Origin of the sequence: Corynebacterium sp. KPL1995 (assembly GCF_000477935.1) — a bacterium.
Lineage (GTDB): Bacteria > Actinomycetota > Actinomycetes > Mycobacteriales > Mycobacteriaceae > Corynebacterium > Corynebacterium pseudodiphtheriticum.
Genome location: NZ_KI515715.1, coordinates 295,306 through 320,688 on the forward strand (window position 1 = coordinate 295,306; position 25,383 = coordinate 320,688).

The following is a 25,383-nucleotide window of genomic DNA, read 5'->3' on the forward strand; positions in this document are numbered from 1 at the left end:
CTGTTTACGGAGGTTTTGCACAGCAAAAAGCGACGCCCGGAGTGGAGGTAATCCGGGCGTCGCTCGTGTTCCAGACGGCAAACAGGAACAGGTTTTAGTTCGCCAAAGCAGCGGGCTCTTCGCCCAAACGCGCCTTCTTTACGTACTCGATCTCTTCATCCAGCTCATTAGCCGCACCCCGACGGCGAGAAGCGTAAATTACCAGCGACAATCCCGTCGACAAGAGCGCGAAGACCAGCAGACCACCGAGACCGCCCCAGAAGGTAGCGTCGTACAGGCCATCCGTCACGCGCATAAAGGCATCGCGCGTGTAGCTCATTGGGTGGAAGTTGTGCAGCAACCGCAGCGGAGCCGGCGTGGTATCCAGCGGCCAGATACCACCGAACACGAACAACCCCAGCGCAAAGAGACCCAACGAGAACACCCCGCCGTACATACGGCCGAACAAGATGCGCAGGAACTGGAACACCGCCGAACCAGTAACGGCCGTGAGCGCCAGCACCCCGATAGCGGCTACCCAATTATCCGGCGACCAGCCCAGAGCAATGGAGAAGCCAGCGAAAAAGCCGATCACCGCGAAGTTCACCAGCGAAATCAACCCCAGCGCCCGCAACACAGGCCCCAGCACGGTGTAGCTGTTTGCCCGCTTGCCGACGATGTGTGGCAGCAGCGTCGACAGCAACGCCATCGCTAGGTAGCCAAAGACGACGATGACCAAGATAGCTGCACCAGCAGTGATGTTCTTGACGGTTGGGTCAGACTCATCAGCCACGGTTTGCACTGGGTGCACATTCGACGCGGTGAAGTTGATCGGCACCGCAATATTGGCAGCCGAAGCTTCTGGCTTGCTGATCTTCGGTGCCTTCGCAGCACCTTCCGCCAGCTTGGTGGACAGTTCATTCGTACCGTCTTGCAAACGAGTCATGCCGTCCAGCAACTGGCCGCCACCATCGTTTAGTTTGGTGGTGCCGTCTTTCAGGCGACCGACTCCTTCGGTCAGCGAACCCGTGCCCTCGTTCAGGCGGGTTGCCCCGTTATCCAATTGACTAGCACCGTCGGCCAAACGGCCCACACCCCCGTTGAGCTGCGTGATGCCATCGTCCAAACGGTGCGCACCATCCTGCAGACGCAACACACCAGCCCGGTAGCGCGCATTCGGGTCCGCCAGGTTGTAGTGCAGCTGGCCGGTGCCCTCCCGCAGGCGGTTGAGCTGGTTAACCATGTTCTGTTGATTAGCAGGATCCAAGCGGCTGACAATCCCCGCCAGTTTCTCAGCTTCCGCGTGAGCACCGAAGGTATGCAGCACATCAATAATTGGCTGCATATCCGGCAGTGCACCTTGCACCTGCTCCAGTAGCGGCAACAACATACCGGTCAACTGGTTCACACCGGCATCAATTTGACCGGCGCCGTCGGCAAGCTGATCAGTGCCAGCCAGCAACTGATCCATGCCGTTGGCCAACTGGGAAGAGCCATCCTGCAGGCGGGCAGCACCATTACTCAGTTCGCCCACTCCGGTAGTCAGTCGCGTGGTGCCAGCTTTCAAATCCGTGGTTCCCTGATGCAAACGCCCGGCACCATCCTGCAGGTCAGAAGCTCCTTTGTCCAAACGCGAGATACCGTCAACCGCCCGCGCACCACCGTCTTTCAGCTGGGTAGCACCGGCATCCAAACGCCCGGCGCCGTCGGCAGCCTTGGTTATTCCCTCGCTCATGCGCCCCAGGCCATCAATAACCTGCGTGGCGTATTTTTTGGAGATCGCATCGGCGACCTTGTTTTGCACCTGCGGGATCAAGCTATTGGTAATCACCGCACCGTTGGTGCCATAAAAGTCATTTTCAGCGAAGTGGATATTAGGCTGACGCGGGTTGTCGCCAATGATGGTCACGGCATCATCTGAGAATTCTTTCGGAATCGTGACCACAAAAAGGTAATCACCGCGGGTCAGGCCTTTTTCGCCTTGCTCTCTATCAACTTCCGCAAAATTCAGATAGTCCGTTTCCAGCAGGCCTTCTACGACCTGGTCACCATAGTTGATGTATTTGCCGTCGCGGTCGACACCTGCGTCTTCATTCACAACCGCGAGCGAAACATTCCGCAGGTACTTTGATGGGTCCCACATCGCCCACATGAAAGTCGCTGCACCAACCAGTGGCAGGACGAGCGTGAGCACCACCAGGATGCGCGTGATGGTTGATTTCGGACGCCAGTCGAGCATCCTGTGCCACAGGTTTTTCTCCCCTGCAGCGTGTTCAGCAGTACTCACAAGAAGACACCTCCACTATCTGTCTGTGAGAGTTAATAGGTCCTGCCGGTGCTGTGTCGCCGCCTGTGGCATCCACGTGCTGCGTTATGCACCAGCTTCACACTTGCTTGGAAAACAAAACATAATTGCTTACAAGAGCGAAGTTTTAAAATCCACAATTAGTTTATTTTCCCTAGCAAATGCGTTAGCATCTTATAGCACACCACGGAAATTTTCCTATTCTGTGATGTGCAACACTATAGTATCGGAGATTTTAGGGAGTCGCGATATAACGAGTATCCAAATACTCGTTGATGCCTTCAGCACCGCCCTCGCGACCAAAACCAGACTCCTTGATGCCACCAAACGGCGCGGCAACATCAGAAACACCCCCGCGGTTGATAGCCACCATGCCCGCATTCAACTCATGCGCCAAACGCTCCGCCGTATGCACATTCTCGCTATAGCCGTACGCAGCCAAGCCCACAGAAGTGTCATTAGCAGCAGCGATGGCGTCGTCCAGATCGGAATAAGTAGTAATCGCCACCACCGGGCCAAAGATCTCCTCGCGCAAAATATCCGCATCCGTAGGAATATCTGACAACACGGTTGCCGGGTAGAAGTAGCCCGCACCTTCCGGCACTTCCCCACCAGTGTGCACGGTGGCACCAGCCTTGCGGGCATCGTCGACCAGCTTAGCGATGCCATCGCGCTGCGCCGCAGTAATCATTGGGCCCAGACCGACGCCCTCATCCAAGCCATGGCCGGTGCTCACCTGCGCCAGCTTCTGCGTGATACGACGAGTGAATTCCGCAGCCACATCCTCGTGCACGATAAAACGGTTGGCCGACACGCACGCCTGTCCACCGTTACGCATCTTCGCTGCATACGCGCATTCCAGCACGCTGTCCAAGTCCGCATCCTTGTGGATAACAAACGGCGCGTTACCACCCAGCTCCATCGAGGTGCGCTGCAGGTTCTTCGCCGATTGCTCCACCAAAATCTTGCCGACGCCAGTGGAACCAGTGAAGGTGACCTTGCGCAGACGAGCATCCGCCATCAATTCACGCGACATCGCGGAAGACTTCGTCGTCGGCACAATAGAGACCACACCGCTCGGAACGTTGTGCTTAGCGAAAACCTCGGCGATGACCTCACCGAGCAACAGCATCGTCAACGGGGTTTCCTTGGCCGGTTTCACGATCATGGTGCAGCCCGCCGCCAGTGCCGGAGCAATCTTGCGCGTGGCCATAGCGAATGGGAAATTCCACGGGGTCACCGCCAAGCACGGGCCCACCGGCGTATGGGTAACGCGGATAGTGCCAGCACCAGACGGGGACTTGCCATAGTGGCCGTCGATACGCACGGCTTCTTCCGCAAACCAACGCAAGTACTCCGAACCATAACCGACCTCACCTTTCGCTTCGGCGAAAGTCTTGCCCATTTCCAAGGTCATCACCGTGGCAAAATCCTCGGCACGGTCCTGCACAGCGGCATAAATATCCATCAGCACGTCCGCACGCTGACGAGCAGTGAAATCCTTCGCCCAGGTGTCCTGGACGGCGTCGGCAAGATCTAAAGCCTTCATCCACTGCGTGGAATCAGCATCAGAAACCTGCGCTAACACCTGGCCCGTGGCCGGATCTTCCACCTCAGAATAAGCGCCGCCGACCCCGGCAACTTGCTCGCTGCCCAACCAAATTTTGGTAGGCAAGTTATTGATCAATTCAGTATATGGTGCGTAATCGAAGCTCATACTCACACTCTACGCGGGGTTGTGCAGTTTAGCTCACATTACGCAACCGCTGTGCGTGGGCTGCGGATAAAAAATGTCACCGGAACCATCGCCGTGACCATCACCGCAGCCACCACAAATGCTGCCCGCACACCCTCGGCCGTCGCAGCCGCTTCCGCCAGCCCAGCACCCAAGCCAGACTCGGTACCCCGAGTCAACACCACCATCAACAACGCGGTACCGGCGGCAGCAGCCAATTGCTGCAGTGTCGTCAAGATCGCCGAACCGTGGCTGTAAAGCTCCCCCGTCAATGAACTCAGCGCGGTGGTCATCATCGGCGTCATCAACAGGCCAAAACCAAAAGCGAAAACCACATGGAAAATGACCAACTGCCAGCTCTGAGAATCAGTGCCGATGGTGCTAAACAACCACGTACCGGCAGCCATCAAGAAAGCTCCGGGAATCATGATCGGCTTTGGCCCCACCGAATCATAAATACGCCCAATAATCGGCGACATCACTGCCTGCAACACCCCGCCCGGCAACACGATCAAACCGGCAGTACGCGCGCCATCGCCCAAACCGTTTTGCACGAAAATCGGCAACATGGTGACGGTGCCGATCAGCACCGCAAAAGAAAACAACGCTATAAACACTGACAAAGTGAAATTACGGATCCGAAACGGCCGCAGATCCAACAAAGCCCGGCCCTTCGCGCCCAAACGCACCTGCCGCACGCCGAAAACCAGCAGTGCAATAACCGCGACCACCAACAGCCCGACGAGCAGACCAACGTTTTCGCCGGTATCCAGCGCAGTTTCTAAAGAAGACAGCGAATAGACAATGCCCCCGAACGCCACCACAGATAACGCAACAGAAAGCAGATCAATCGGTTGCCCAGTGTTCTCCCCGACATTCGTCAGCAGCTTCGCCCCCAACAACAGCACGCCTACCAGCAGCGGCAGCATGCACAGAAAAATAGCGTGCCAGGTAAAAGCCTCTAAGATCACGCCGCCGACGGTCGGGCCAGTCGCCGGTGCCACCGCAATCACCACACCAATAAAACCCATAACGGTGCCCCGACGCTCTAGCGGCACCAGCTGCAGCATCACCGTCATCAACAGTGGCACAATCAAAGCGGTACCGGCGGCTTGCACAATGCGGGCCAGCAACAACACCGCAAATACCGGCGCTACCGCGCCCATGATCGTGCCCAGAATAAACAGCCCCACCGAGGCAAAGAAAACTTGCCGGGTGCTAAACCGCTGAATCAAAAAACCAGTGGTCGGAATGACCACGGCCATGGTTAGCATGAACACCGTGATCAACCACTGTGCGCTGGCGGCATTAATAGCAAAATCTTGCATAACCGCAGGCAGTGCAACCGACAACGAGGTCTCATTCAAGATCATGACGGTTGCTGCGGCCACTAGCACCGCCAACACGGCGACGACGTCCGGCGGGATCTTTTCCGGTTGTGCATTAACTCGGTTTTCACTCATATCGTTGCGGACCTCGATCCCTCCGAACCAGTATTATTTTTCGCTTAGCTTTGTTCCGGTTTCACAATCGGGAACAGGACGGTTTCACGAATGCCCAAGCCAGTCAGCGCCATCAACAAACGGTCGATACCCATGCCGGTACCAGCTGTCGGCGGCATACCTTGTTCCATGGCCGCCAGGAATTCCTCATCCAGCACCATGGCTTCCTCATCACCACCGGCAGCCAAACGCGCTTGGTCTTCGAAACGCTCGCGCTGGATCACCGGGTCAATCAACTCAGAATAGCCAGTTGCCAGCTCGAATCCACGCACATACAAGTCCCACTTTTCCGTGACCTTCGGCTTCGAACGGTGATCACGAGTCAACGGCGAGGTTTCTACCGGGAAGTCCTTGACAAAGATCGGCCCATGCAGCTGATCCTCACACAACAACTCCCAGATTTCTTCCACCAGTTTGCCGTGCTGCCAACCGCCATCCTTCGGAACCTTCAAGCCAATGACGTCGGCAATTGCCAGCAGCTCGTCGACGGTGGAATCCACCGTGACCTCTGGCTGGCCCGGGAATTTGCGGGCCAAGGCCTCGTTCAAAGACGGGTACATTTCGATTTCTGGCCACTCGCCGGACAGATCGTACTCGGTGCCGTCGGCAAGCGTAACTACCTGCGAACCGAAAACTTCCTGGGCAATGTGCTGGACAGCCTCGCGAATCATCGTCGCACCAGTGTTGTAGTCGCCCCAAGCTTGGTAGGTCTCCAACATCGCGAATTCCGGTGAGTGCGAGCGGTCAATGCCCTCATTGCGGAAGTTACGGTTGATCTCAAAAACGCGATCGATGCCACCAACGACGGCGCGCTTCAAGAACAACTCCGGCGCGATACGCAGGTACAAGTCCAAATCCAACGCATTAGAGTGCGTCACGAACGGACGCGCAGCAGCACCACCATGGATGGTCTGCAGCATTGGGGTTTCGATCTCAACGAAATCTTCGCCTTCCAAATAATTGCGCAGCGCACGAATCACCTTGATGCGAGTCATCGCATTCTCACGGGCTTCCTTCCGCACAATCAGGTCGTTATAGCGCTGACGCACCCGAGTATCTTCCGCCATCTCTGCAAACGACACCGGCAGCGGACGAATCGACTTCGCGGCCATCTGCCAGGAGTTCACAAACACGGACAGCTCGCCACGCCGGGAAGAAATGACCTTGCCCTGCACCGCGACGAAATCGCCCATGTCGACGTCGGCTTTCCACTGATCCAGCGCTTCCTTGCCAACTTCTGCCAAAGACAACATCGCCTGCACCTGGGTGCCATCACCATCTTGCAGGGTGGCGAAGCACAACTTGCCAGTATCGCGCTTGAACAGCAGGCGACCAGCGATGGCAACTTCATCGCCGGAATCACCACCCGGCTGAATATAGGTCACGCCGTTCTCGCGGGTGACTAGCTGTTCTGGCGCAGCCGGTGCAGCGTCGGTATCGGTGTCCTCCGGTTTCACCACAACATAAGCCCTGCGCAATTCGGCAAGGCTCATAGTGCGCTTAACCGCAACCGGGTAGGCCTGGTCACCACGGTCGAGTAAGCGTTGGCGCTTTTCCCGCCGGATACGCAACTGTTCCGGCAGGCTATCAGGGGCATCGGGGGAATTTTTCTGCTGACTCACCCGGCCCAGGGTAGTCGAAAAACACCACAAACGATAAGCCAGCCAGCCCAATGACAACGTTTCTGTGTTCTCATGCAAAAATTACTGTGATACGCCACACTTTCAGCCAAGCAGGAGACTGCCAAGTAGGAGACTACGGAGACTACAACGATGAACTCACTGTACTTAGTTGTCATCGGCCTCGCGATGATCATCGGTGGATACCTCATCTATGCAAAATTCCTCGGGAAGAAAATCTTCCAACTTTCCGATCGCTATAAAACCCCCGCACATGCCATGAACGACGGCGTGGACTACGTGCCAACGAACAAATTCGTGCTGTGGGGCCACCACTTCACCTCCGTCGCTGGCGCTGCCCCCATTGTCGGCCCGGCCGTGGCGATCATTTGGGGGTGGCTACCAGCATTCTTGTGGGTCACCCTCGGCACGATTTTCATCGCAGGCATGCACGATATGGGCATTTTGTGGGCTTCCCAGCGCCACCGCGGCCAATCCATCGGCACGCTGTCCGGCCGTTATATCGGCAAACGCGGGCGCAACCTGTTCCTCGTCGTCATCTTCCTGCTGTTGCTAATGGTCGTGGCCGCCTTCGCTGTGGTGATCTCCAACCTGCTCATCGCAAACCCCTCTGCAGTGATCCCAACCTGGGGCGCCATCGTCGTCGCCCTGCTCATCGGCCAAGCCGTCTACCGCATGCAATGGAACCTGCCGGTGGTATCCATCCTCGGTGTCATCGCGCTCTACACGCTGGTACTGATCGGCGACCGTTTCCCTATCGCACTCCCAGAAACTGTCTGGGGCATCCCAGCCAACGGCGTGTGGATCATCCTGCTGTTCGTCTACGCCGCCATCGCCTCACTGCTGCCGGTGTGGATCTTGCTACAGCCACGCGACTACATCAACGGCCTGCAACTGTTTATCGCCCTGGGCATTCTCTACGGCTCCATGCTGCTCTCCGCACCGTCCATCGTCGCACCGCAGCTGAACAGCAACGTGCCGGAAGGCACCCCATCGATGTGGCCACTGCTGTTTGTGACCATCGCCTGTGGCGCCATTTCCGGAATCCACGGCATGGTCTCCTCCGGCACCTCGTCCAAGCAGCTGGAAAAAGAAACCGATTCCCGCTTCGTGGGCTACTTCGGAGCCGTCGGCGAAGGCCTGTTGGCGTTGGGCACCATCATCGCAGTTTCTGCTGGTTTCCAGAGCCTGGCTGAATGGGAAAAAATCTACAGCGCGTTCAACGAAGGCGGCATCAACGCTTTCGTCGACGGCGGCACCAACATCGTCAACGCTGGCTTAGGCATCCCGGTAGGCATCTCCACGACGATCTTGGCGACGATGGCCGTGCTGTTTGCCGCAACCACCATGGACACCGGCGTGCGCCTGCAGCGCCTGGTGGTGCAGGAAATCGCTGAGGTTGCGGGCATTCGCCTGAAAGCGTTCTCCGCGACGATCATTGCCGTGGGCATCGCACTAGTCCTGACCTTCTCCGCAGGTGCCGACGGTTCCGGCGGAATGACACTGTGGCCGCTGTTCGGCACCACCAACCAGATCATGGCGGCGTTGTCGCTGTCGATCATCGCCATCATCCTGGCGCACCTTCGCCGCCCGTCCTGGCTGGTGGTTGTGCCGGCTATCTTCGTCATGGTCGCTTCCCTGTGGGCTGCTATCTCGCAACTGGGCACATTCATTTCCGATGGCAACTGGCTGCTCGTGCTGATCGACGTCGTCATCCTGGTATGCGCAATCTGGGTGGTCATCGAAGCCACCGCCGCCTACCGGCGCGCGCAAAACACCCCGAAGGTGGTCTGGACCGACGAAGACACCGATGCTCCACTACCGCAAATGCAAGCCATCAAACGCGGGAAATAACCGGGGCCGGAAGCTACGCGTCATGTCTATCGTCGACAAGCTAAAAGCCTTCGGGCAGGGCTTAAACGAATATTATTCCGCGCCGTACCGGGCCACGTTTGCGCGCGCACAGCAGGAAGAAGATGACCTGTTCCAGCTGCTGGTGATGTCCGAAGCCCTGGGCATTCCCAACCCGGCCAGCTTTTATACGCTGGAATTATTGCCCATCATCTACGAAGATTTCCATGCCTGGCACCGCCGGATGGGGATGCTGCGCTCGCCTTTGGAGGAGATCCAGTGTTGTTAGAGCAAATCAAAGCGCTTGCCGACGACAGCCCGGCGGAGGCTAACTCAGATGCGCCCCACATCGTGTTTTTCGGCGGCAAGGGTGGCGTCGGCAAGTCCACGGTTGCTTCCGCAGTAGCCCTCGGGTTGGCAGAAGATGGCTATTCCGTGCAATTGGTCTCCACCGACCCAGCGCACAACCTGGGGCATATGTGGGAGCAAGCCGTCGGCGCGCGCGGTGTAACTGCACAAGCAAGTGCAAACCTGCACCTGCTGGAACTGGATCCAGCAGCCACCACCAAAGCGCACATCGCGCAGGTGGAAGACACCATGCGACGGATGATGCCAGAGCGCCTACACGGCGAAGTGGCCAAACATTTGGACCTGGCGCGTAATTCGCCGGGCACGCACGAAGCCGCAATGGTGGAGGCGATCGCGCAGGTAGTGGAAGATTCCGACCATGATTTCCTGATTTTCGATACCGCGCCGTCTGGGCACACTTCACGGCTATTAGCGGTGCCGGAATTGATGAACGCCTGGACCCAGGGGCTGATGAACCGGCGGGAGAAATCAGAACGGTTTTCGGAGCTGATCCGTGGGATGGACCCAAAACACACTGCCACCGACGCAGTGGACCGCCGCAACCAGGAGCTGCGCTCCATCTTGCACAAACGCCAGCAAAGGTTTGCCCGTCTGCGGGATGCTCTGCAGCAACAATCAGTGTTTTATTTGGTGCTCACTGCAGAGAAGGTGCCGGTTTTGGAAACCGCGGAACTGTATGCAGAGCTGGCGAAAACTGGGATTCGCGTTGGTGGCGCGGTGGTAAACCGGCGCTCACCGGCGGATCAAGGCGAATTTTTGGCGAACCGACGTCGCCTGGAAGATGCTGCACTAGACGATCTGCACCGCCGGTTGCCGCAGGTGCGCGTGACGGAAGTGCCACTGCTAGATTCGGAGGTCGGTACCCCGGCTGCCTTGGCAGAAATTGCTGCACACCTGGGACGCAGCTAGTTGGCTAGTTATCCCCATCCAAGTTACGGAAGCCAATCCCGACAGGCACGCCGACGTTGTCGATCAGCCGCACCCCACCAAAAGTTGCTGCCACCAGCAAGCGCGCATCGCCTTCCTGAGGCGCCGGGCCGAAATCGCGGGCACGTAGTTCCAGATAATCCGGCTGCACCCCGGCGGCATCCAACACATCCTGCGCGGTTTCGAGCACGACTTGTGCTCCCCGTTCCGCCACATGCGCCCCGGCAGTCAGCGCCGCCGATAGCGCCACAGCTTTTTCTCTGTGCTCCACAGGAATTTCGGTATTACGCAAGCTCATCGCCAAGCCGTCCGGCATGCGCACCGTCGGCACCCCCTGCACTTTTACTGCCAGGTGCAGGTCAGTTATTGCCTGCTGCAGACGCAACAAAAATTCATAATCTTTTTCCCCCGCAATGATGCTGTCTGGGGCTACGGCATGCAGCAAGCTCAAATGCACAGTCAAGGCCTCGGCCAATGCGGCGCTGTCTTCGAGCCCTTCCGGCGGAGTGATCTGTGTGCGCAGCCCCTGCGGCCAAAGACTATTTTTTTCACCAGGCTCACGAGTGTACGGGACGACGGCGTCGACGCCAGCTTCGCGCAAAACATCCATGAGCTCCGGGTTCAGCTGCCGGGATGGCGCTCCTTGGTTTGTTTCGTGCGCCTTCGCGCCAGGGGCAGCGTCAACATGAGGCAGCTCAACTGCCGCCACCACAACGCCGAGTTGCTGCGCGGTACGCAACAACATCCGGTGTCCCGCGTGAATGTCTTGGCCCAACACCACCAGGTGGAGAGATTTCCCAGTTTTCTGCATGACACGCGAAAACCTCGCGATATCCGCGAGGTGAAAGTGCGTAGCTTGCCCGAAAGCAAAACTCATAACTGATCTACCTGTCGTTTGTTCCTTGCCGAGATTAATTTTTTCGCCAAGGCTAGTTCTTACCCGGCCTTTTTCTTGCCCAGGCTATTTCTTATCCGGCCTATTTCGTAGAGCGCTTGAGCAATTCAGCCACAGAAATACCTCCGGTGTTTTCGTCCCGGCGGCGACGGCGTGTACGCGATTCGTCATCGTTGCGCTGCTCATTAGCCGCCACCTGGGGCTGCTGTGGTGCGGCGTGTGAACCGGCGCCCTGTTTGTTGGAATCATCCCGCACAGTGGTAGTTCGCGCGGTGTTAGTCGATGCAGTGGTAGTACGCGCGCTAGTAGCCGCGGACTGCTCCCGCTCGGATTTCGCTGCCGACGTTCTCTGACTGGTGTTCTGACTGGTGTTCTGGCTTGGGCTCTCCTTGCGTTCTTCCCCGACCGAATCCCAGCGCACCGCGTGGAAGCGAGAGGTATCGAAAACCGGATCTGAGGTACGCGCAGCGTCGTGCTGCTTGGCTGCACTGCGCTTCGGCTCCGCCGCTACACTCGCAGCTTTCCCTGCACTTGCTTGCGGCTTCGCAGCTGGCTTGTGTTTTTCTGCCTGCTGATCCGCCGGATTATGTGCCGGTTTAGATGCTTGCTTCGCAGTCTTCTGGCGGGCCTGCTGCTGGCGTTTTTCCTGCTCCCGCTCACTAATCAGAGCAGACAACGGGTTCGGCTGCGGCTGGCTCGGCTGGCTCCCCAATTTTCCGGCAATAGCGTCCTGGCTCGGAACACCAGAACCAGATGCGAAGCCAACCCCACCGTTGTATTGGCCACCAGGCTGCTGGTAGGAAAACGCAGAACTAGCAAACTCAGAACCAGCAAATTCAGAGCCAGCCCGGTCAGTCTGCTGTTCCAACTCCCGGATCCGGCGCGCCTCTGCCTGCAGTGCAGCGGGCTCATAACCGAACTCGCGCTCCTGCAGCTCTTCCAGGTGCGTGCGAATCACCGTCAGCTCGGCGCGGATGGACGCCCACATTTCCTCAAAACGCTCAGCATCAACCCCGGTGCTGCCGTCGGCACGCGTTTGCTGCGCCGGAAGACCAGAAACTGCGCCTTCTGCCGATTCCTGCTGTTGGCGCATAAAGCGCTCATGATCTGCCACGCGCTGCTCAGCAGATTGCGCCTGCCGACGGTAACGCGTAACCAGGAAAAACCCAATGACTGCAGACCACAACGACGCCAACAGCGCCAGACGCAGCGCCACCTCGGAATTCGACAGCAGCATAACGACGGTCGCGATGACCGCCAGCACAATCAGCACGATCACGCCCACTTGGCCACGATCAACCTGACTAGGTCCACTATGAGCGGTGTTCGACGAGTTCTCCTGCTCCATGGGGTTCACTTTAGCTAAAAACTTGCTTTCGGTGGCATCGGGGTTTGGCAGGCACGCTCCAGATAGGCCCCGGCTGCAGCTAACGCCAGACCGCCCAAGGCCGCGGCAACCACCACCGGTAAGTCCTCACGTGCGGCGAGCAATTCTCCAGATTTTGGGATCACATAACTCGCAATTCCGGCATAGCCCCCACCCAGAATCGCGCCGGTCCAGGCCGAAGCCTGCCCGAAAACTAAGTAACGCGCGGCAGTGAGCGGATCAAGTTGGCTGCGGTCCAGGCCAATGCCGTGGTCGTCCCGGGATTTCGACACCCGACGGCCCAGCATCACGCACACCAAAACCATCGCCCACAACGACACCGCAACTAACAGTGGCACCGCGGGCAGGCGACCATACAGTTGCCAGGCGACAATCGCGGTACAGGCAGCCGCGAATCCCCCGCTCGCTACTAACCATGGAATCGAGGTGGTTTTCATAGCCCGATCACCGGAATGCCTCGCCACGGGTAATGCCGGCTTTGTCTTCATCGGCAAGCTGTTCTACCAGTTCCGCTACCCGACGACCTCCCAGCACAGCGTCCGGATCAATCTCCAGCCAGGGTTGCAGCACAAAGGCACGCTGATGAGCGTACGGGTGCGGCAAGCGCAATTCCTCGGTATCACTGGTGATGTGCGTGGTTTCTGTGGCAGCCGACGCAGCACCTTCCCACGCGGCAATAATATCGACGTCCAGGGTGCGCGGCCCCCACTTTTGCACCCGCACTCGACCGCCCGCATTTTCCAATTTCTGGCCGCGGTGCAATAACTCCAGCGGCGTTTGGTCGACCTGGACCAACAAAATGGCATTCAGGAAATCCGGCTGGTCTGTTACTCCCCAAGCCGGGGTACGGTAAATCGACGAGGCCGTGAGTAACTGCTCTTGCTCAGCGAAATCACGGTAAACAGAATCCAACAGCTCGCGAGAATCCGCCATGTTGGAACCGATAGATAATACTGCGGTAATGCTCATCGGCGCTTCCTTGCTACTACGGCAACATCCCGGAACGGCAGCGGGATCGGGGCATCCGGCTTGTGCACGGTGACCTCGATGGCTGCGAGCTGTTCATAGTCAGCTAATGCCTGGTTCGCGATGCGATAAGCAACTGTTTCGATCAAGTCTTCCGGCTCACCGGTAACAATATCGTGTGCCAGCTGCGCCAACTCTGCGTAATTGACGGTATCGTCCAGCTGCGTGGCCTGGGAAAAATCCAGCCAGCACGTCAAATCCACAAAAAAAGTTTGCCCGTGCCGACGCTCTTCTTCCAGCACGCCGTGGTAGCCGTAGCATTCCACGCCTTTCAGTTCGATCCGGTCCATCCCAGTGCTACCTTCCCGTTTTGCTGCTCGCTGCTCGTTTACTTTTTGACGGTGTTACTTTTCGGTGTTTTGCTTTTTGGCGGTTTTATTTTTGGCAGTTCTGCGTATCTAGGTTTTCTGGCCACCAGTCTGCCAGGCGTAGGCCACGTCGACGGAATCCCGCGATACCGCAACCTCGTGCACACGCACAGCCCATGCCCCGGCTTGCGCCGAAAGTGCAGTCACAGCGGCTGTGGCTGGATCCGCCAACTGCAGGCCAGATTCCAGCCCGCGCGCCCCACGAATAGCAGCGAGGAAGCGCTTACGCGAAGCCCCCACCAAAATGGGGAACCGCCCGTCGGTAAAACTGCGCAGCGAGTGCAGCAGCGCCCAGTTGTCTTCGGCAGATTTCGCGAACCCCAACCCTGGGTCCAGCGCAATATTGTGCTCCGCTACCCCGGCTTCCAGGGCATTGTCGACAAGCTGATCCAGGCTCGAGTGCACGTCCGCGACCACGTCACCGTCGTGCTCGCCGCTGGCATCACCAAATTGCAGTGTTTGCCAATGCATCAGGCACACCGGCAACCCAGATTCCGCCATAACGCGGTACATGTGCGGGTCCGCCATGCCACCGGAAACATCGTTGATCATGGATACGCCTGCCTCCACGGCCGCTTCTGCGGTGACTGCGCGCATGGTATCGATCGAGGTCACAATACCCGCGGCAGCCAGTTCCCGAATCACCGGGGTAATGCGTTGTCTTTCTTGCTCCGGATCTACCCGCGTGGCCCCTGGGCGCGTGGATTCTCCCCCCACATCAATGATGTCAGCGCCCTGGTGAATCAGCCGGTGAGCATGTTCGACGGCGCGGTCGACGGTGTTGTACTGCCCGCCATCAGAAAAGGAATCATCAGTGACATTCACAATGCCCATGATTTGGCAACGAGCCCGGCGACTAGCTTTTTGATTATTCGGCAGTACCAACGCCGGCGGACGGATCGGCGAAGGCTGGGCCAGATTTTGCGAGGTCTCCGGGGTATTCATATTCGCCGTTTAACTCCTAATAAGACTCATCACTTCTGCGCGCGACGATGCGTTCACACGGAACCCGCCGCGTACCGCCGAAGTTGTGGTCACTGCACCGGGCTTACGAATCCCGCGCATCGCCATGCAGAGGTGTTCACACTCAATGACGACAATGACAGATTGCGCCTGCAGTTTTTCCATCAACGCATCAGCAATTTGGCTGGTCAAACGTTCTTGTACCTGCGGGCGTTTCGCATATAAATCCGCCAGGCGCGCGAGCTTGGACAAGCCGGTGACATCACCGTTGCGCCCAGGGATATAGCCAATGTGCACGGTGCCGAAAAACGGCACAAGGTGGTGTTCGCAAGTGGAATAGATCGGAATATCGCGCACCAACACTAGTTCTTGGTGATCCTCCGAGAACGTCCGTTCCAACACAGAAGTTGGGTCTTCGTGCAGGCCAGCAAAGGATTCCTTATAAGCGCGGGCAACACGAGCCGGAGTATCGCGCAAGCCTTCGCGGTCGGGATCTTCACCAACTGCAATTAACAACTCGCGTACGGCGGCTTCTGCGCGTTCTTGATCAAAATTGCCGGAGGCGCCGGTGGTTTCAGCGTTAGTCATCGTAGTGTTCCCCGTTGTGTTGATTTTCCTTACGCGTCTCGGTGCCGCGTGCGGTCTCGTTTTGTTCGGCTTTCCGGTGCTTTCCGCTCTGCTCGGAATCCTCTGACTCCGTGTTGGACTCTGCCTTCTGCTCCGGCGTTTCCGTCTGCTTTTCGGTTTGCTTATCCGCTGCAGCTTCTAGCTCCTCGAGCGCCTGGAGTTCTTCCAGCTTCGGCAAGCCGGTTACACCCACGGCGTTGTTTTCGCCAAAGATCAAACCGATCTCGCCTTCTTCAACAGAATGCTCACCAGACCCCGCGCCTGCACCGGTGGCGTTGCCACCTTTTTGCGCTTGTGCTTGTGCTTGCTGTCGACGCTGACGAGCCAGCAGCGAAGCCTCCAACAAAGACAAGCGCTTCGGCGGTTCCTCACCACGCTCTTTTGCTAATTCCGCTGGGGTTTTCACCGGCTCGAAACCAGCCTGCTGCGGGAAGCGCACGTCGGTATCGAAGATGTCGACCCGCTGCGGGTCGATGCCGTCGAAAATGGCTTCCAGGTCCGGCCGACGCAAAGTTTCTTTTTCCAGCAGTTGCAACGCGAGCTTATCCAGGTAGCCGCGATGCTCAGACAAAATCGAATAAGCCTTACGGTGCGCGTTATCCAACAGGAATTGCAGCTCCTGGTCGATGGTCTGCGCGACCTGCTCGGAATAGCCCGAGGTGCCACCGCCGCCACGCCCCGAGAACGGATCGCCTTGTTCTTCGCCATATTTCACTGTGCCCAGCGCCGGCGAGAAACCATATTCGGTGATCATGGCGCGAGCAATCTTGGTTGCTTGTTCAATATCGCTGGATGCGCCCGTCGTCGGGGTGCCGAACACCAGCTCTTCCGCTGCGCGTCCGCCCATGGCGAAAACCAAGCGCGCGAACATTTCTTCGCGGTTGTACATGCCCTTGTCGTCTTCTTGGGCAGTCATGGCATGCCCGCCAGTGCGCCCACGTGCCAAGATGGTCACTTTGTACACGCGCTCAATATCGCGCAACGCCCAAGCAGCCAGCGTATGGCCACCTTCGTGGTAAGCGGTGACCTTCTTTTCATGTTCGGAAATCACCTTGGAGGAACGACGCGGCCCACCCACCACGCGATCGGTGGCTTCTTCCAAAGCATCGGCAGTAATCACGTTGCCGCCGATACGCGCGGTCAGCAGCGCGGCCTCGTTAAGCACGTTCGCCAAATCTGCACCAGACATGCCCGCGGTACGCTTGGCCAACTGCGTCACGTCGACGTGCTTAGCCAACGGTTTGCCTTCAGAGTGCACACGCAGGATCGCCTCGCGTCCCTTCAAATCCGGCGGGGTTACCGGAATCTGCCGGTCGAAACGGCCCGGGCGCAACAAGGCCGGGTCCAGAATATCCGGACGGTTAGTCGCAGCGATCAGAATCACGCCTTCGCGGTCGCCGAAACCATCCATCTCCACCAACATCTGGTTCAACGTTTGCTCACGCTCATCGTGCCCGCCGCCGGTGCCAGAGCCACGCTGGCGTCCCACTGCGTCAATCTCGTCAATAAAGATGATGCACGGCGAATTTTCTTTCGCAGTTTTGAACAAATCGCGCACGCGGGAAGCACCCACGCCGACGAACATTTCCACGAAATCCGAACCCGAAATCGTATAAAACGGCACCCCGGCCTCACCAGCAACAGCCCGTGCCAGCAAGGTTTTACCGGTGCCCGGCGGGCCATACAGCAGCACGCCGCGCGGGATCTTCGCCCCCAGTTCGTGGTAGCGGGTGGGGTCTTCCAAGAAGTCCTTGATCTCGTGCAACTCGTCGACGGCTTCGTCGGCACCCGCCACATCCTGGAAAGTGTTGGTGGGCATATCTTTGGTGAGCTCTTTGGCCTTGTTGCCGCCAATGCCCAACATGCTGCCTTTTTGCATGCGTGTGAGGAAGAAAAACAGCAGACCAAACAGCAGCAGCATCGGCAGCATGAACGAAAGCATGCTCATCAAGAAGCTGTCGCTGGTGACGTTCGTGTCGTATTCGTCGACTTTGCCGTCTTGCACCGCGCCAAAAACCTCAGGGGCCGAACGTGCTGGGTACTGGGCAATGACGGAATCGACGCCTTCTTGCTCGTCCACAGTGATCGGCTCGCGCAGCTCCAGGCGCAGCGTTTGCTCACGGTCGTCGATCTGTGCCTTCTCGACGTTTTCGTCCTGCAGCTGCTCCAGCGCAAGCGAAGTCTCCACATCGAGGAAGTGACGGGTATCGTCGCTCAGCCGAGTAACGGTGAACAACAGCATCAAAAGCACGGCCGCGCCGGCTCCGATTTGAATAATGCGTTTGTTTTTCATGAATCCTATTTACGAGCAGTACACAATGACAATGGTGTGCCAGGTGCGATTACGACGAATAAACGTCCGGGTGCAGCGTGCCAACATAAGGCAAGTCGCGGTAGCTTTCCGCGTAATCCAGTCCGTAACCGATGACAAATTCGTTCGGGATGTCGAAACCCACGTCGTACAGATCCAACTTCGCGGTGACGACCTCCGGCTTGCGCAACAGTGTGATCACGTTCAGCGACTTCGGGTTCCGGTTACGCAGGTTGCGCACCAGCCAGGACAGCGTCAAGCCAGAATCGATGATGTCCTCGACGATCAACACGTCCTTGCCTTCAATGTCGCGATCCAGATCTTTCAAGATCCGCACCACGCCAGACGACGTCGTCGAGTTGCCGTAGGAGGACACCGCCATAAATTCCATCTCACTCGGGATGGAAAGCTCACGGGCGAAATCGGTCAAGAACACCGCTGCGCCCTTCAACACGCACACCAGCAGCAAATCGTTGCCCGCGTAGTCTTTGGACACCTTGTCCGCCAGTGCCTTGATGCGTTGCTTGATTTCTTCTTCGCTGATCAGCACCGATTCAACATCGCGGCCGTAGCGATTTTCCGGGACGTCGTAGAATTTATCGTCGACGGATTTTTCCACCGTGGTGTGAGTGTGATCTGCCATGGTTGGCCTTTCGGTGAGGCTGTGCGGTTGAGCGTGTTAAGCGCCTAGCGCGGGAAGCGCTGTGGCTTTCATGAAGTTGTTGTATCACGTACTGCTTGCCGACGGCTGGCTGTCGTCGCCAAGCGAGCTGTGTAATAGCACCAGTTTGCCAGCTTGGCGTGCCAGTTCCAACCCGTTGCCAACAGAAACAGCACCTTGCCCATGCCAGTCATGGATGAACGCAATACTAGCCTCTAATGTGCTCGCGCTGACTCGCGCCCCATGCTGCTGCAAAAAATTCGCGATAGCCCGGCGCGCCAGTGGTGGAGGGCCTAGCTCGGCGATTTCCAGAGCCGGCGGTTGCTGCGTGGCTGGCTCCGTGGAGGGCTTAGTGGCTGGCTGCGTGGAGGGCTCAGCTGGTTGCGTAGCTGGCTCAGTGCATTGCTCTGTGGCAGCCGTTGAACGTTCGAGCTTCGGCGTAAGTGTGTGCAAGTAGTCGTCGTCCTGCCGCAACAACTCGGCTGCACGCACCAACGGAGCCGTGGCATCGCCGCCGATAATCTGATCCAACAACGGAAGCACTTGCCGACGAATAGCGACGCGACGAAAAGCCTCGTCAGTGTTGTGCGGATCATTCCACGCAGCAACCCCGAGTTCCCGACACGCACCAACCGTGTGGGCACGGCGGATACCCAGCAGCGGGCGCAGCAACGTGTGCCCTTGATAATCAGACACCTCACCCATTGCGCTAGCCTTGCCACGCAGCAAGCCGAGCAGCAATGTTTCTGCTTGGTCATCGCCAGTATGCGCCAGCAAAATCGGGCGGTCGCCTGCGAGATCGCCCAAAGCCTGATAGCGAGCATGACGTGCGGCGGCTTCCAACGGTTCGCCGACCACGCGCACAGAAATCACTTGCCCGCTCAGACCCCACTGACCAACCTGGCCAATGGCACCTTCGCTGACCGCGCGGGAGCCGTCCTGCAAGCCGTGATCAATACTCACGACGTGTGCCGGGAGTTTTTCAGCCGCCGCGGCGGCCGCTAAAGCCAGCGAATCGGGACCGCCGCTGACTGCGATGACAAACTTGGCGCCCCCGTGCTCTTCCGCCCAGCGCTCGTCCGTGCCGTGTTTATCCGCCCAGTGTTTGTTTCCCCCGTGCTCGTCCCTCCAGCGCTGAACAGCACCCCGCAGCGCAGTGCGCACCTGCAGAAAATGCGGAGACCGCCTAGGCCAAAAAGGCGCAACTCTGCCATCCAATCTTGTACCGTCGTCCGAACCTGTGCCGTCGTCCGAACCTGTGGCGTTGTCCAGTCTTGCACGGTCGTCCAGTCCTGTGCCGTCGTCCAGTCCTGTGCCGTCGTCACGCATATTCTCCCCCACCTAATGCTCACGCAAAGCAGAAACGAATTCATCCAATTGCGCCCGAGCAGGCAAAATGGGGGCATCATTCACCAACAAACTGTAGGCATAAGTATGCCCAGACTTTCCTGTGACAATACCCACCAGCGCCGAAGTATCAGTCAAAGTGCCGGTTTTTGCCCGCGCATAACCACGTGCAGAAAGTTCAGCGTAACGATCGTCCAGCGTGCCATCACCACCAGCGACGGGAAGCAAATCCAACAAACTACGTAAATCCCCAACGCTTCCAGAATCCGCAGCTGCAGCGTCGGTAGTTTCGGCCGCATCCGCACCCGAACCACGGGCCGCCACCTGCAAACACTGCAGCAACGTCGCCGGGGTCAAGCGATTATCCGAAGACAAACCAGAATTATCCCGCAGAGCTGCACCTGTGACATCCACGCCAATTTCACTCAAAACCTGCAAAGTAGCAGAGGTAGCATCCGCAAACGTCGCCGGTTGTTTACCACGAGCAATGGCTATTTCGCGGCCGATGGCCTCTGCCATGACGTTATCGGAGTGCTTAATCATCAACTCCAGCCGCTCGCGCAAGATCGGTGATTTCATCACGGCAACCTCCGGCATCGACGGCGCGCCGTCGTGAATGCCCACCTGGGTTGCCCCAACCCGATCCGCCAACGCCTGGGCAACGTCAAACGCCGGGGAGGTTGAACGCGGCACGTCACCGGTAGTCGCCCCAATGCGTGCTCCATGCAACATGGCTGGTTCCATCGGGGCAATATAACCTTCGGCAACATTCGCCGGATCCCAACCCTCCGCCTGCGTGGGCCCATCCCACAAACTGGTGTCGATCTCCACGGAATCGGCCTGGCCAATCACCGCCGCAGCGGCATCCAAATCAGCATCATCCAGCCACACATCACCGGCAGCACGAATCACCACGCGCCCGCCGTCCTGCTCAATCACCGTGTGCAGGCGCTTATCCAGGTCCATAGTGGCCAACGCAGCAGTCGCGGTGAGTACCTTCGTAGACGAAGCAGGCACAAACTGCTGCTGTGCATTGTGCTCATAAACCAAGTGCTGGCTGTTTAAATCAAACACGGACGCGCCCACCGAACCAGCAATCGCCGGTGGTTGAAAACCAGCGGCAGGGCTGGCGTTGCCGTTGGCGTCGGCAAGCGCAGGGTCAACGGGCGTAACCGGCAGCTCCGCAGGGGCGAGCTCATAGGCCGGCGCCGATTCCACCTCGCTATAAGCCTGGTGGTAAGCCACACCGACCGTCGCCGTAGCAGCAACAACAACGACGGCGACTACTACCGATACCCACCAGAAAACTTTCATGGCGTTCGATTCTAGCGCGGATACCGCACGACACCCGCCCGGCTGGCCAAGGCAGGTAAACTGTGCAAACGACTGCAATCACTGACCCCGCCAGCTGGCAAGCACGCCGGCTGCAGAAGTGATTGAAGATGACCGTTGAATTCTCACTAACTCGCACCAGGAAAGGTGGATGCAATGAGCGTTGAAGTAACCATTGAAATCCCACGCGGTTCCCGCAACAAATACGAGATCGACCACGAATCAGGCAAGGTCTACCTGGACCGCTACCTGTTCACCCCAATGGCCTACCCGGCTGACTACGGCTTCATCGACCACACCCTCGGCGAAGACGGCGACCCGTTGGATGCGCTGGTCATCCTGCCAGAGCCAGTGTTCCCGGGCGTGGTTGTGGAATCGCGCATCGTCGGCGTATTCAAGATGACCGACGAAGCCGGTGGCGACGACAAACTGCTGGCCGTGGTCGACGACCCACGTTGGGCGCACATCCAGGACATTGACGACGTCGACCAGCACACCAAGGACGAGATCGAGCACTTCTTCACCCGTTACAAGGACCTGGAGCCAAACAAGGAAGTCACCGGTTCCGGTTGGGGCGACAAGGCTGAGGCAGAAAAGATCCACGCTGAGGCGCTGGAGCGTTACAAGGGCTAGGTTGTAGCTTGTTGTAGCCAGCATGGGGTGGTGCGAGCCGCGCGTGAGCGTGCTTCGGGGGGGGGCGTGTGGGGTGCGGCTCGTGCGTTTCGTGCGGCCTGATTCGTGAGTTTGGTGCATTTTTACAAATAGGCCGCGAAAATCGGAGGTTTCAGGCCCACTATTTGTAAAAATGCACCAAAAACACAAATTCACAAGCTTTCGGGGGAATACGAGTGCACATTTTTCGGGGGAGGAATGCCGGCCAAAAAGCGGCACGGCACGGCGCGATCCGCATCGCCAACGGGCTTTACTTGTCTGGCAAGCCCACGCCGGAACAACTCGCGCGCATCATGAGCGAACAGTGGCCGGACTGCGCACTCGACGGCGCGTCGGCTGCCTGCAAACACCTCGACCAACCGTTGAGTTTCCCGTTGGAGTTCCTGCGTGAATCGTCGCTGCCCGCAAGCAGCTATTTTAGGTCTCGACGCGCCCTCCCGAAAGGTGCGCTCACCTGGGACGGCGTCAATATTTGCAACCCGTTACAAGCCGTGGAAGCAATGCCGCATGACGACGCCGTCGCCTTCCTGGAAGCCTTTTACTCCGGCAAGGACGGGCGCCGGAGATTGCACGCGCACAAACAGGAATTCCGGCGTTTCCCGAACCAGGTAAAACGCGCTCTCGATGACGCTATTATCGGCACCGATAGCGTGCCGGAACGTCAACTCACTCGCGCCTTAGAGCAGTATTTCACAGTCCGAAATAACGTAAAGATCGGCCCTTACCACTGGGATCTGGTACTCGAGGACTACAAAATCGCCATCGAAGTCGACGGCTTTGCCTATCACCATGCGGAAAACCGCCGCCAGTTTGAGTTGGACCGCCACAAACTCAACGATGCCGTCCATCGCGGATGGATGCCGCTGCATTACACTGCGACGACGATTAGCCATTACCCGAAGTTCGTGGCGGAACATGTGCGGGCCATTGCCAAGCGCAAGCGCCCGTTTGCGCGCCCACCATGGTTGTGGCATCGGTTGTGGGACTGAGCCGGCGCGGGCTCGAACACTGCCAGGCCACCCGCAGTGGCAACCGCCCGCACCACCGGACCACCCGCGGTGCCCGCCACGTGCACCGCCATACCACCCGCAGTGGCAACCGTCCGCACCACCAATCCGCGCCCGGTACCTGCACCCGGCGGTAACCGCACGGTTGCACCGCGAAAACAAGTTTTTCACACTAGGCTGGTGTCATGAGCAACGAAGGCAACAAGCAAGAAGTAACTGTCAACGAAGTTTCTGTGCACGAGGTTCCTGCCAACGCGCAATTTATCGATGTGCGTGAACGCGACGAATATGCCGCGGGGCATGCCATCGGCACGGTGAACTTTCCTTTGAGCGAGTTCGCAGAGTTTGCCAGCCAAATCAACACTGACCAGGATGTCTACATCATTTGTAAGTCCGGTGGCCGTTCTGCCAAGGCCTGCGAATACCTAACGCAGGCAACCGGTGCCACTGCCCATAGTGTTGCTGGCGGTACGCTCGCCTGGAAAAAAGCCGAGCTTCCTATGGAACGTTAGATTTTTCCCGCGTCGGCGCCCTGGCGCTTCGCTAATCCCCGATTTGATCGCGGCCGCGTTGAACGATCAGCGGGTCTGGTTCGCCGACCACGTCGTGGTCTTTGTTCGTGTATTCGAATTTGGAGAGCAGATACCGCATGGCGTTGATGCGCCCGCGCTTTTTATCGTTAGATTTTATGGTGATCCAGGGCGATTCTTCGGTGTCTGTGTAACGGAATTGTTCTTCCTTGGCGTTGGTGTAATCATCCCATTTGTCCAGGGAAGCCAAGTCCATCGGCGAGAGTTTCCATTGGCGCACCGGGTCAATTTGCCGGATGGCAAACCGGGTGCGCTGCTCTTTTTTCGTCACCGAGAACCAGAACTTCGTCAGTGAAATTCCGGATCCTAAGATCATGTTTTCCAGCATCGGAACTTCGCGCAGAAATTCGGCATGTTGAGATTCGGTGCAAAAGCCCATGACACGTTCGACGCCGGAGCGGTTGTACCAAGATCGGTCGAAAAATACCATCTCGCCGCCGGCTGGGAAGTGTTGGATATAGCGCTGGAAGTACCAGGAGGTGGATTCGCGTGGCGACGGCTTCTCGAGCGCGACGGTGCGTGCGCCGCGGGGGTTGAGGTGCTCGTTGAAGCGTTTGATCGTTCCGCCTTTACCTGCGGCGTCGCGGCCTTCGAAAAGGATGATGTGGCGCTGGCCGGTTTCTTTGGTCCAATTTTGGAATTTCAGCAGTTCGATCTGCAGTGCGCGTTTCGTGCGTTCGTATTCTTCGCGCGTCATGCGCTCGTCATACGGATAGTTTTCCCGCCACGTGTCGACGGGTTCGCCGCTGGGGGTGATCAGTGAGGGATCGTCTTCGTCGGAGTCATCGACGATGTAGCCGTCGGTTTCTGCGAGGTCGATGGTGGGGAGATCGTCTTCAATGTCGGCTGCCATGGTGCCAGTCTAGCCCGCTGTGTGTTTTCTGTCGCAAGTGTTGGGATAAACACTAAGTCTTTACACATTGTTCACTGCAAATTTCTCTGGCATGCAAAAAGCTCCCCCTCCGGATAGGAGAGAGAGCTTAACCCTGGTGGCTATCTAGCCTGTGGGATTACTTAGCCAGCTTCGCCAGGCCCTCGAAGCCTTCAACGATGTTCTTGAAAGCGCCGAAGATGTCCTTGAAGTTAACGGACATCTCAACGAAGTTGGAGGAAGTCTCTACAAGAGTGTTCATGTTTATCTCCTTGGAAGAAATATGAAGTGAAATGAGTGATGGTTAATCACTCACAAGAATTACCGGCAGCTTGGCCGTGAGATGATTACTTAGCAGCTGGAGCGGTCGAGGAGCTGGAGCTCAGTGGCTCAAAGGCACCCTTGATAGCTCCATAGATACCGGTAGCTTCTTTGCCTTCAGCCCGTGGGGTGTAGAAGAATTCCAAGCCCTTGCTGATGTTCTCGAAAGCCTTGAAGAAGGTAACTGCGTTGTTCAGCTGATCCTGAATCATTTCAACGTTCATGAATTTCTCCTCATGAGAATTTCCCCGGCAATCCCAGGGGTGGATGTTCAATTTCCCGACGCCCCAGAGCGTCATGAGAATCATTGTGTCACAGAATGATAAATTGTCAAGCTTCAGATCAGGTTATACGGCCCCCAAAAAAGGTGTTGTACCCATTAGTTTTTCCTTCTCTGCTTATTTGCACAACAACCAGCGACACCTCCACAACGCTAGGAAACGCTAACCAAAACAAAACCCCAGCCCACAGGCCTATTTTATTCAATTTTCAGAAACTTTCCAGCAAGCAACCGCAAGCACTTTACGTTCCAAATCATAAACCCGAGTGCTTTCCGACCAAACGTTAACTTCTTGTGACTTACCCCATTATGGGTGGGGTGGCAGTGACGCACCCCCTAGGATCCAAAAACCCAACCGATATCCAAAACCCAACCGACACGCAAAAACGCCGCTCCCTGGATTCCCCAGGAAACGGC

At 57.6% G+C, this 25,383-nt stretch carries 24 protein-coding genes; 6 read left to right on the forward strand and 18 right to left on the reverse strand.

The window, feature by feature from the left end; all coding sequences use genetic code 11:
- Positions 1–94 precede the first annotated feature (94 nt).
- The 4 genes from HMPREF1292_RS01345 to lysS form a co-directional block, all read right to left on the reverse strand.
- On the reverse strand, positions 95–2,266 hold the full coding sequence (locus tag HMPREF1292_RS01345) for a YhgE/Pip domain-containing protein (RefSeq protein ID WP_023018405.1): 2,172 nt from the start codon (positions 2,264–2,266) through the stop codon (positions 95–97).
- 253 nt (positions 2,267–2,519) lie between these two features.
- Positions 2,520–4,001 (reverse strand): NAD-dependent succinate-semialdehyde dehydrogenase, encoded by a 1,482-nt coding sequence (locus HMPREF1292_RS01350; protein WP_023018406.1) that lies wholly within the window; start codon positions 3,999–4,001, stop codon positions 2,520–2,522.
- A gap of 38 nt (positions 4,002–4,039) precedes the next feature.
- On the reverse strand, positions 4,040–5,482 hold the full coding sequence (locus HMPREF1292_RS01355) for an MDR family MFS transporter (RefSeq protein ID WP_023018407.1): 1,443 nt from the start codon (positions 5,480–5,482) through the stop codon (positions 4,040–4,042).
- 44 nt (positions 5,483–5,526) lie between these two features.
- A complete protein-coding gene (gene lysS, locus HMPREF1292_RS01360) occupies positions 5,527–7,143 on the reverse strand; it encodes a lysine--tRNA ligase (RefSeq protein ID WP_034645437.1) in 1,617 nt (538 codons plus the stop codon).
- 150 nt (positions 7,144–7,293) lie between these two features.
- Between lysS and HMPREF1292_RS01365 the strand changes: the two genes are divergently transcribed.
- The 3 genes from HMPREF1292_RS01365 to HMPREF1292_RS01375 are packed head-to-tail and all read left to right on the forward strand — an operon-like array spanning position 7,294 to position 10,290.
- Entirely contained in the window at positions 7,294–9,015 is a 1,722-nt protein-coding gene (locus HMPREF1292_RS01365; protein WP_023018409.1) for a carbon starvation protein A, read from the forward strand.
- A 22-nt stretch (positions 9,016–9,037) separates the two neighbouring features.
- Positions 9,038–9,301: a cory-CC-star protein gene (locus tag HMPREF1292_RS01370; RefSeq protein ID WP_023018410.1), complete on the forward strand. Its 264-nt coding sequence runs from the start codon at positions 9,038–9,040 to the stop codon at positions 9,299–9,301.
- Positions 9,292–10,290, forward strand: coding sequence for an ArsA family ATPase (locus HMPREF1292_RS01375; protein WP_023018411.1), 999 nt, complete (start codon positions 9,292–9,294; stop codon positions 10,288–10,290). Before HMPREF1292_RS01370 ends, HMPREF1292_RS01375 begins: the two co-directional genes overlap by 10 nt.
- A gap of 4 nt (positions 10,291–10,294) precedes the next feature.
- On the opposite strand, the gene HMPREF1292_RS01380 is transcribed toward HMPREF1292_RS01375, so the two are convergent.
- From HMPREF1292_RS01380 to dacB, 11 genes are all read right to left on the reverse strand, one after another.
- Positions 10,295–11,185 carry a pantoate--beta-alanine ligase gene (locus HMPREF1292_RS01380; protein WP_023018412.1) on the reverse strand — a complete coding sequence of 297 codons (891 nt, stop codon included), beginning with the start codon at positions 11,183–11,185 and terminating at the stop codon, positions 10,295–10,297.
- 100 nt (positions 11,186–11,285) lie between these two features.
- Positions 11,286–12,551, reverse strand: coding sequence for a DUF6779 domain-containing protein (locus HMPREF1292_RS10320; RefSeq protein WP_023018413.1), 1,266 nt, complete (start codon positions 12,549–12,551; stop codon positions 11,286–11,288).
- Between the two features lie 14 nt (positions 12,552–12,565).
- A complete protein-coding gene (locus HMPREF1292_RS01390) occupies positions 12,566–13,027 on the reverse strand; it encodes a DUF3180 domain-containing protein (RefSeq protein WP_021352464.1) in 462 nt (153 codons plus the stop codon).
- A 7-nt stretch (positions 13,028–13,034) separates the two neighbouring features.
- Positions 13,035–13,553, reverse strand: coding sequence for a 2-amino-4-hydroxy-6-hydroxymethyldihydropteridine diphosphokinase (folK, locus tag HMPREF1292_RS01395; protein WP_034645443.1), 519 nt, complete (start codon positions 13,551–13,553; stop codon positions 13,035–13,037).
- A 2-nt stretch (positions 13,554–13,555) separates the two neighbouring features.
- Positions 13,556–13,906, reverse strand: a complete 351-nt coding sequence (gene folB, locus HMPREF1292_RS01400) for a dihydroneopterin aldolase (RefSeq protein ID WP_021352466.1) — start codon at positions 13,904–13,906, stop codon at positions 13,556–13,558.
- Between the two features lie 108 nt (positions 13,907–14,014).
- Positions 14,015–14,818, reverse strand: a complete 804-nt coding sequence (folP, locus tag HMPREF1292_RS01405) for a dihydropteroate synthase (RefSeq protein WP_051137418.1) — start codon at positions 14,816–14,818, stop codon at positions 14,015–14,017.
- A gap of 120 nt (positions 14,819–14,938) precedes the next feature.
- Positions 14,939–15,535 (reverse strand): GTP cyclohydrolase I FolE, encoded by a 597-nt coding sequence (gene folE / locus HMPREF1292_RS01410; RefSeq protein WP_023018416.1) that lies wholly within the window; start codon positions 15,533–15,535, stop codon positions 14,939–14,941.
- Complete coding sequence (gene ftsH / locus HMPREF1292_RS01415; RefSeq protein WP_023018417.1) at positions 15,528–17,867, reverse strand: ATP-dependent zinc metalloprotease FtsH; 2,340 nt, start codon at positions 17,865–17,867, stop codon at positions 15,528–15,530. Before ftsH ends, folE begins: the two co-directional genes overlap by 8 nt.
- A 49-nt stretch (positions 17,868–17,916) precedes the next feature.
- Positions 17,917–18,528 carry a hypoxanthine phosphoribosyltransferase gene (hpt, locus tag HMPREF1292_RS01420; RefSeq protein WP_021352027.1) on the reverse strand — a complete coding sequence of 204 codons (612 nt, stop codon included), beginning with the start codon at positions 18,526–18,528 and terminating at the stop codon, positions 17,917–17,919.
- Positions 18,529–18,612: 84 nt separating this feature from the next.
- Positions 18,613–19,875 carry a tRNA lysidine(34) synthetase TilS gene (gene tilS, locus HMPREF1292_RS01425; RefSeq protein WP_023018418.1) on the reverse strand — a complete coding sequence of 421 codons (1,263 nt, stop codon included), beginning with the start codon at positions 19,873–19,875 and terminating at the stop codon, positions 18,613–18,615.
- A 12-nt stretch (positions 19,876–19,887) separates the two neighbouring features.
- Positions 19,888–21,207, reverse strand: a complete 1,320-nt coding sequence (gene dacB, locus HMPREF1292_RS01430; RefSeq protein ID WP_023018419.1) for a D-alanyl-D-alanine carboxypeptidase/D-alanyl-D-alanine-endopeptidase — start codon at positions 21,205–21,207, stop codon at positions 19,888–19,890.
- A gap of 174 nt (positions 21,208–21,381) precedes the next feature.
- Here dacB and HMPREF1292_RS01435 point away from each other — a divergent pair, with 174 nt between their 5' ends.
- From HMPREF1292_RS01435 to HMPREF1292_RS01445, 3 genes are all read left to right on the forward strand, one after another.
- Entirely contained in the window at positions 21,382–21,858 is a 477-nt protein-coding gene (locus tag HMPREF1292_RS01435) for an inorganic diphosphatase (protein WP_018120783.1), read from the forward strand.
- 215 nt (positions 21,859–22,073) lie between these two features.
- Positions 22,074–22,886 (forward strand): hypothetical protein, encoded by an 813-nt coding sequence (locus HMPREF1292_RS01440; protein WP_023018420.1) that lies wholly within the window; start codon positions 22,074–22,076, stop codon positions 22,884–22,886.
- A 203-nt stretch (positions 22,887–23,089) separates the two neighbouring features.
- On the forward strand, positions 23,090–23,416 hold the full coding sequence (locus HMPREF1292_RS01445) for a rhodanese-like domain-containing protein (protein ID WP_023018421.1): 327 nt from the start codon (positions 23,090–23,092) through the stop codon (positions 23,414–23,416).
- A gap of 31 nt (positions 23,417–23,447) precedes the next feature.
- Here the strand turns inward: HMPREF1292_RS01445 and ppk2 are convergent, their stop codons facing one another.
- From ppk2 to HMPREF1292_RS01455, 3 genes are all read right to left on the reverse strand, one after another.
- Positions 23,448–24,347 carry a polyphosphate kinase 2 gene (ppk2, locus tag HMPREF1292_RS01450; RefSeq protein ID WP_021352022.1) on the reverse strand — a complete coding sequence of 300 codons (900 nt, stop codon included), beginning with the start codon at positions 24,345–24,347 and terminating at the stop codon, positions 23,448–23,450.
- Positions 24,348–24,504: 157 nt separating this feature from the next.
- The gene (locus HMPREF1292_RS11465) at positions 24,505–24,627 is read right to left on the reverse strand and encodes a hypothetical protein (RefSeq protein WP_023018422.1); all 123 of its coding nucleotides are present in this window, start codon (positions 24,625–24,627) and stop codon (positions 24,505–24,507) included.
- An 85-nt stretch (positions 24,628–24,712) separates the two neighbouring features.
- The gene (locus HMPREF1292_RS01455) at positions 24,713–24,910 is read right to left on the reverse strand and encodes a hypothetical protein (RefSeq protein ID WP_023018423.1); all 198 of its coding nucleotides are present in this window, start codon (positions 24,908–24,910) and stop codon (positions 24,713–24,715) included.
- Between the last annotated feature and the right edge of the window lie 473 nt (positions 24,911–25,383).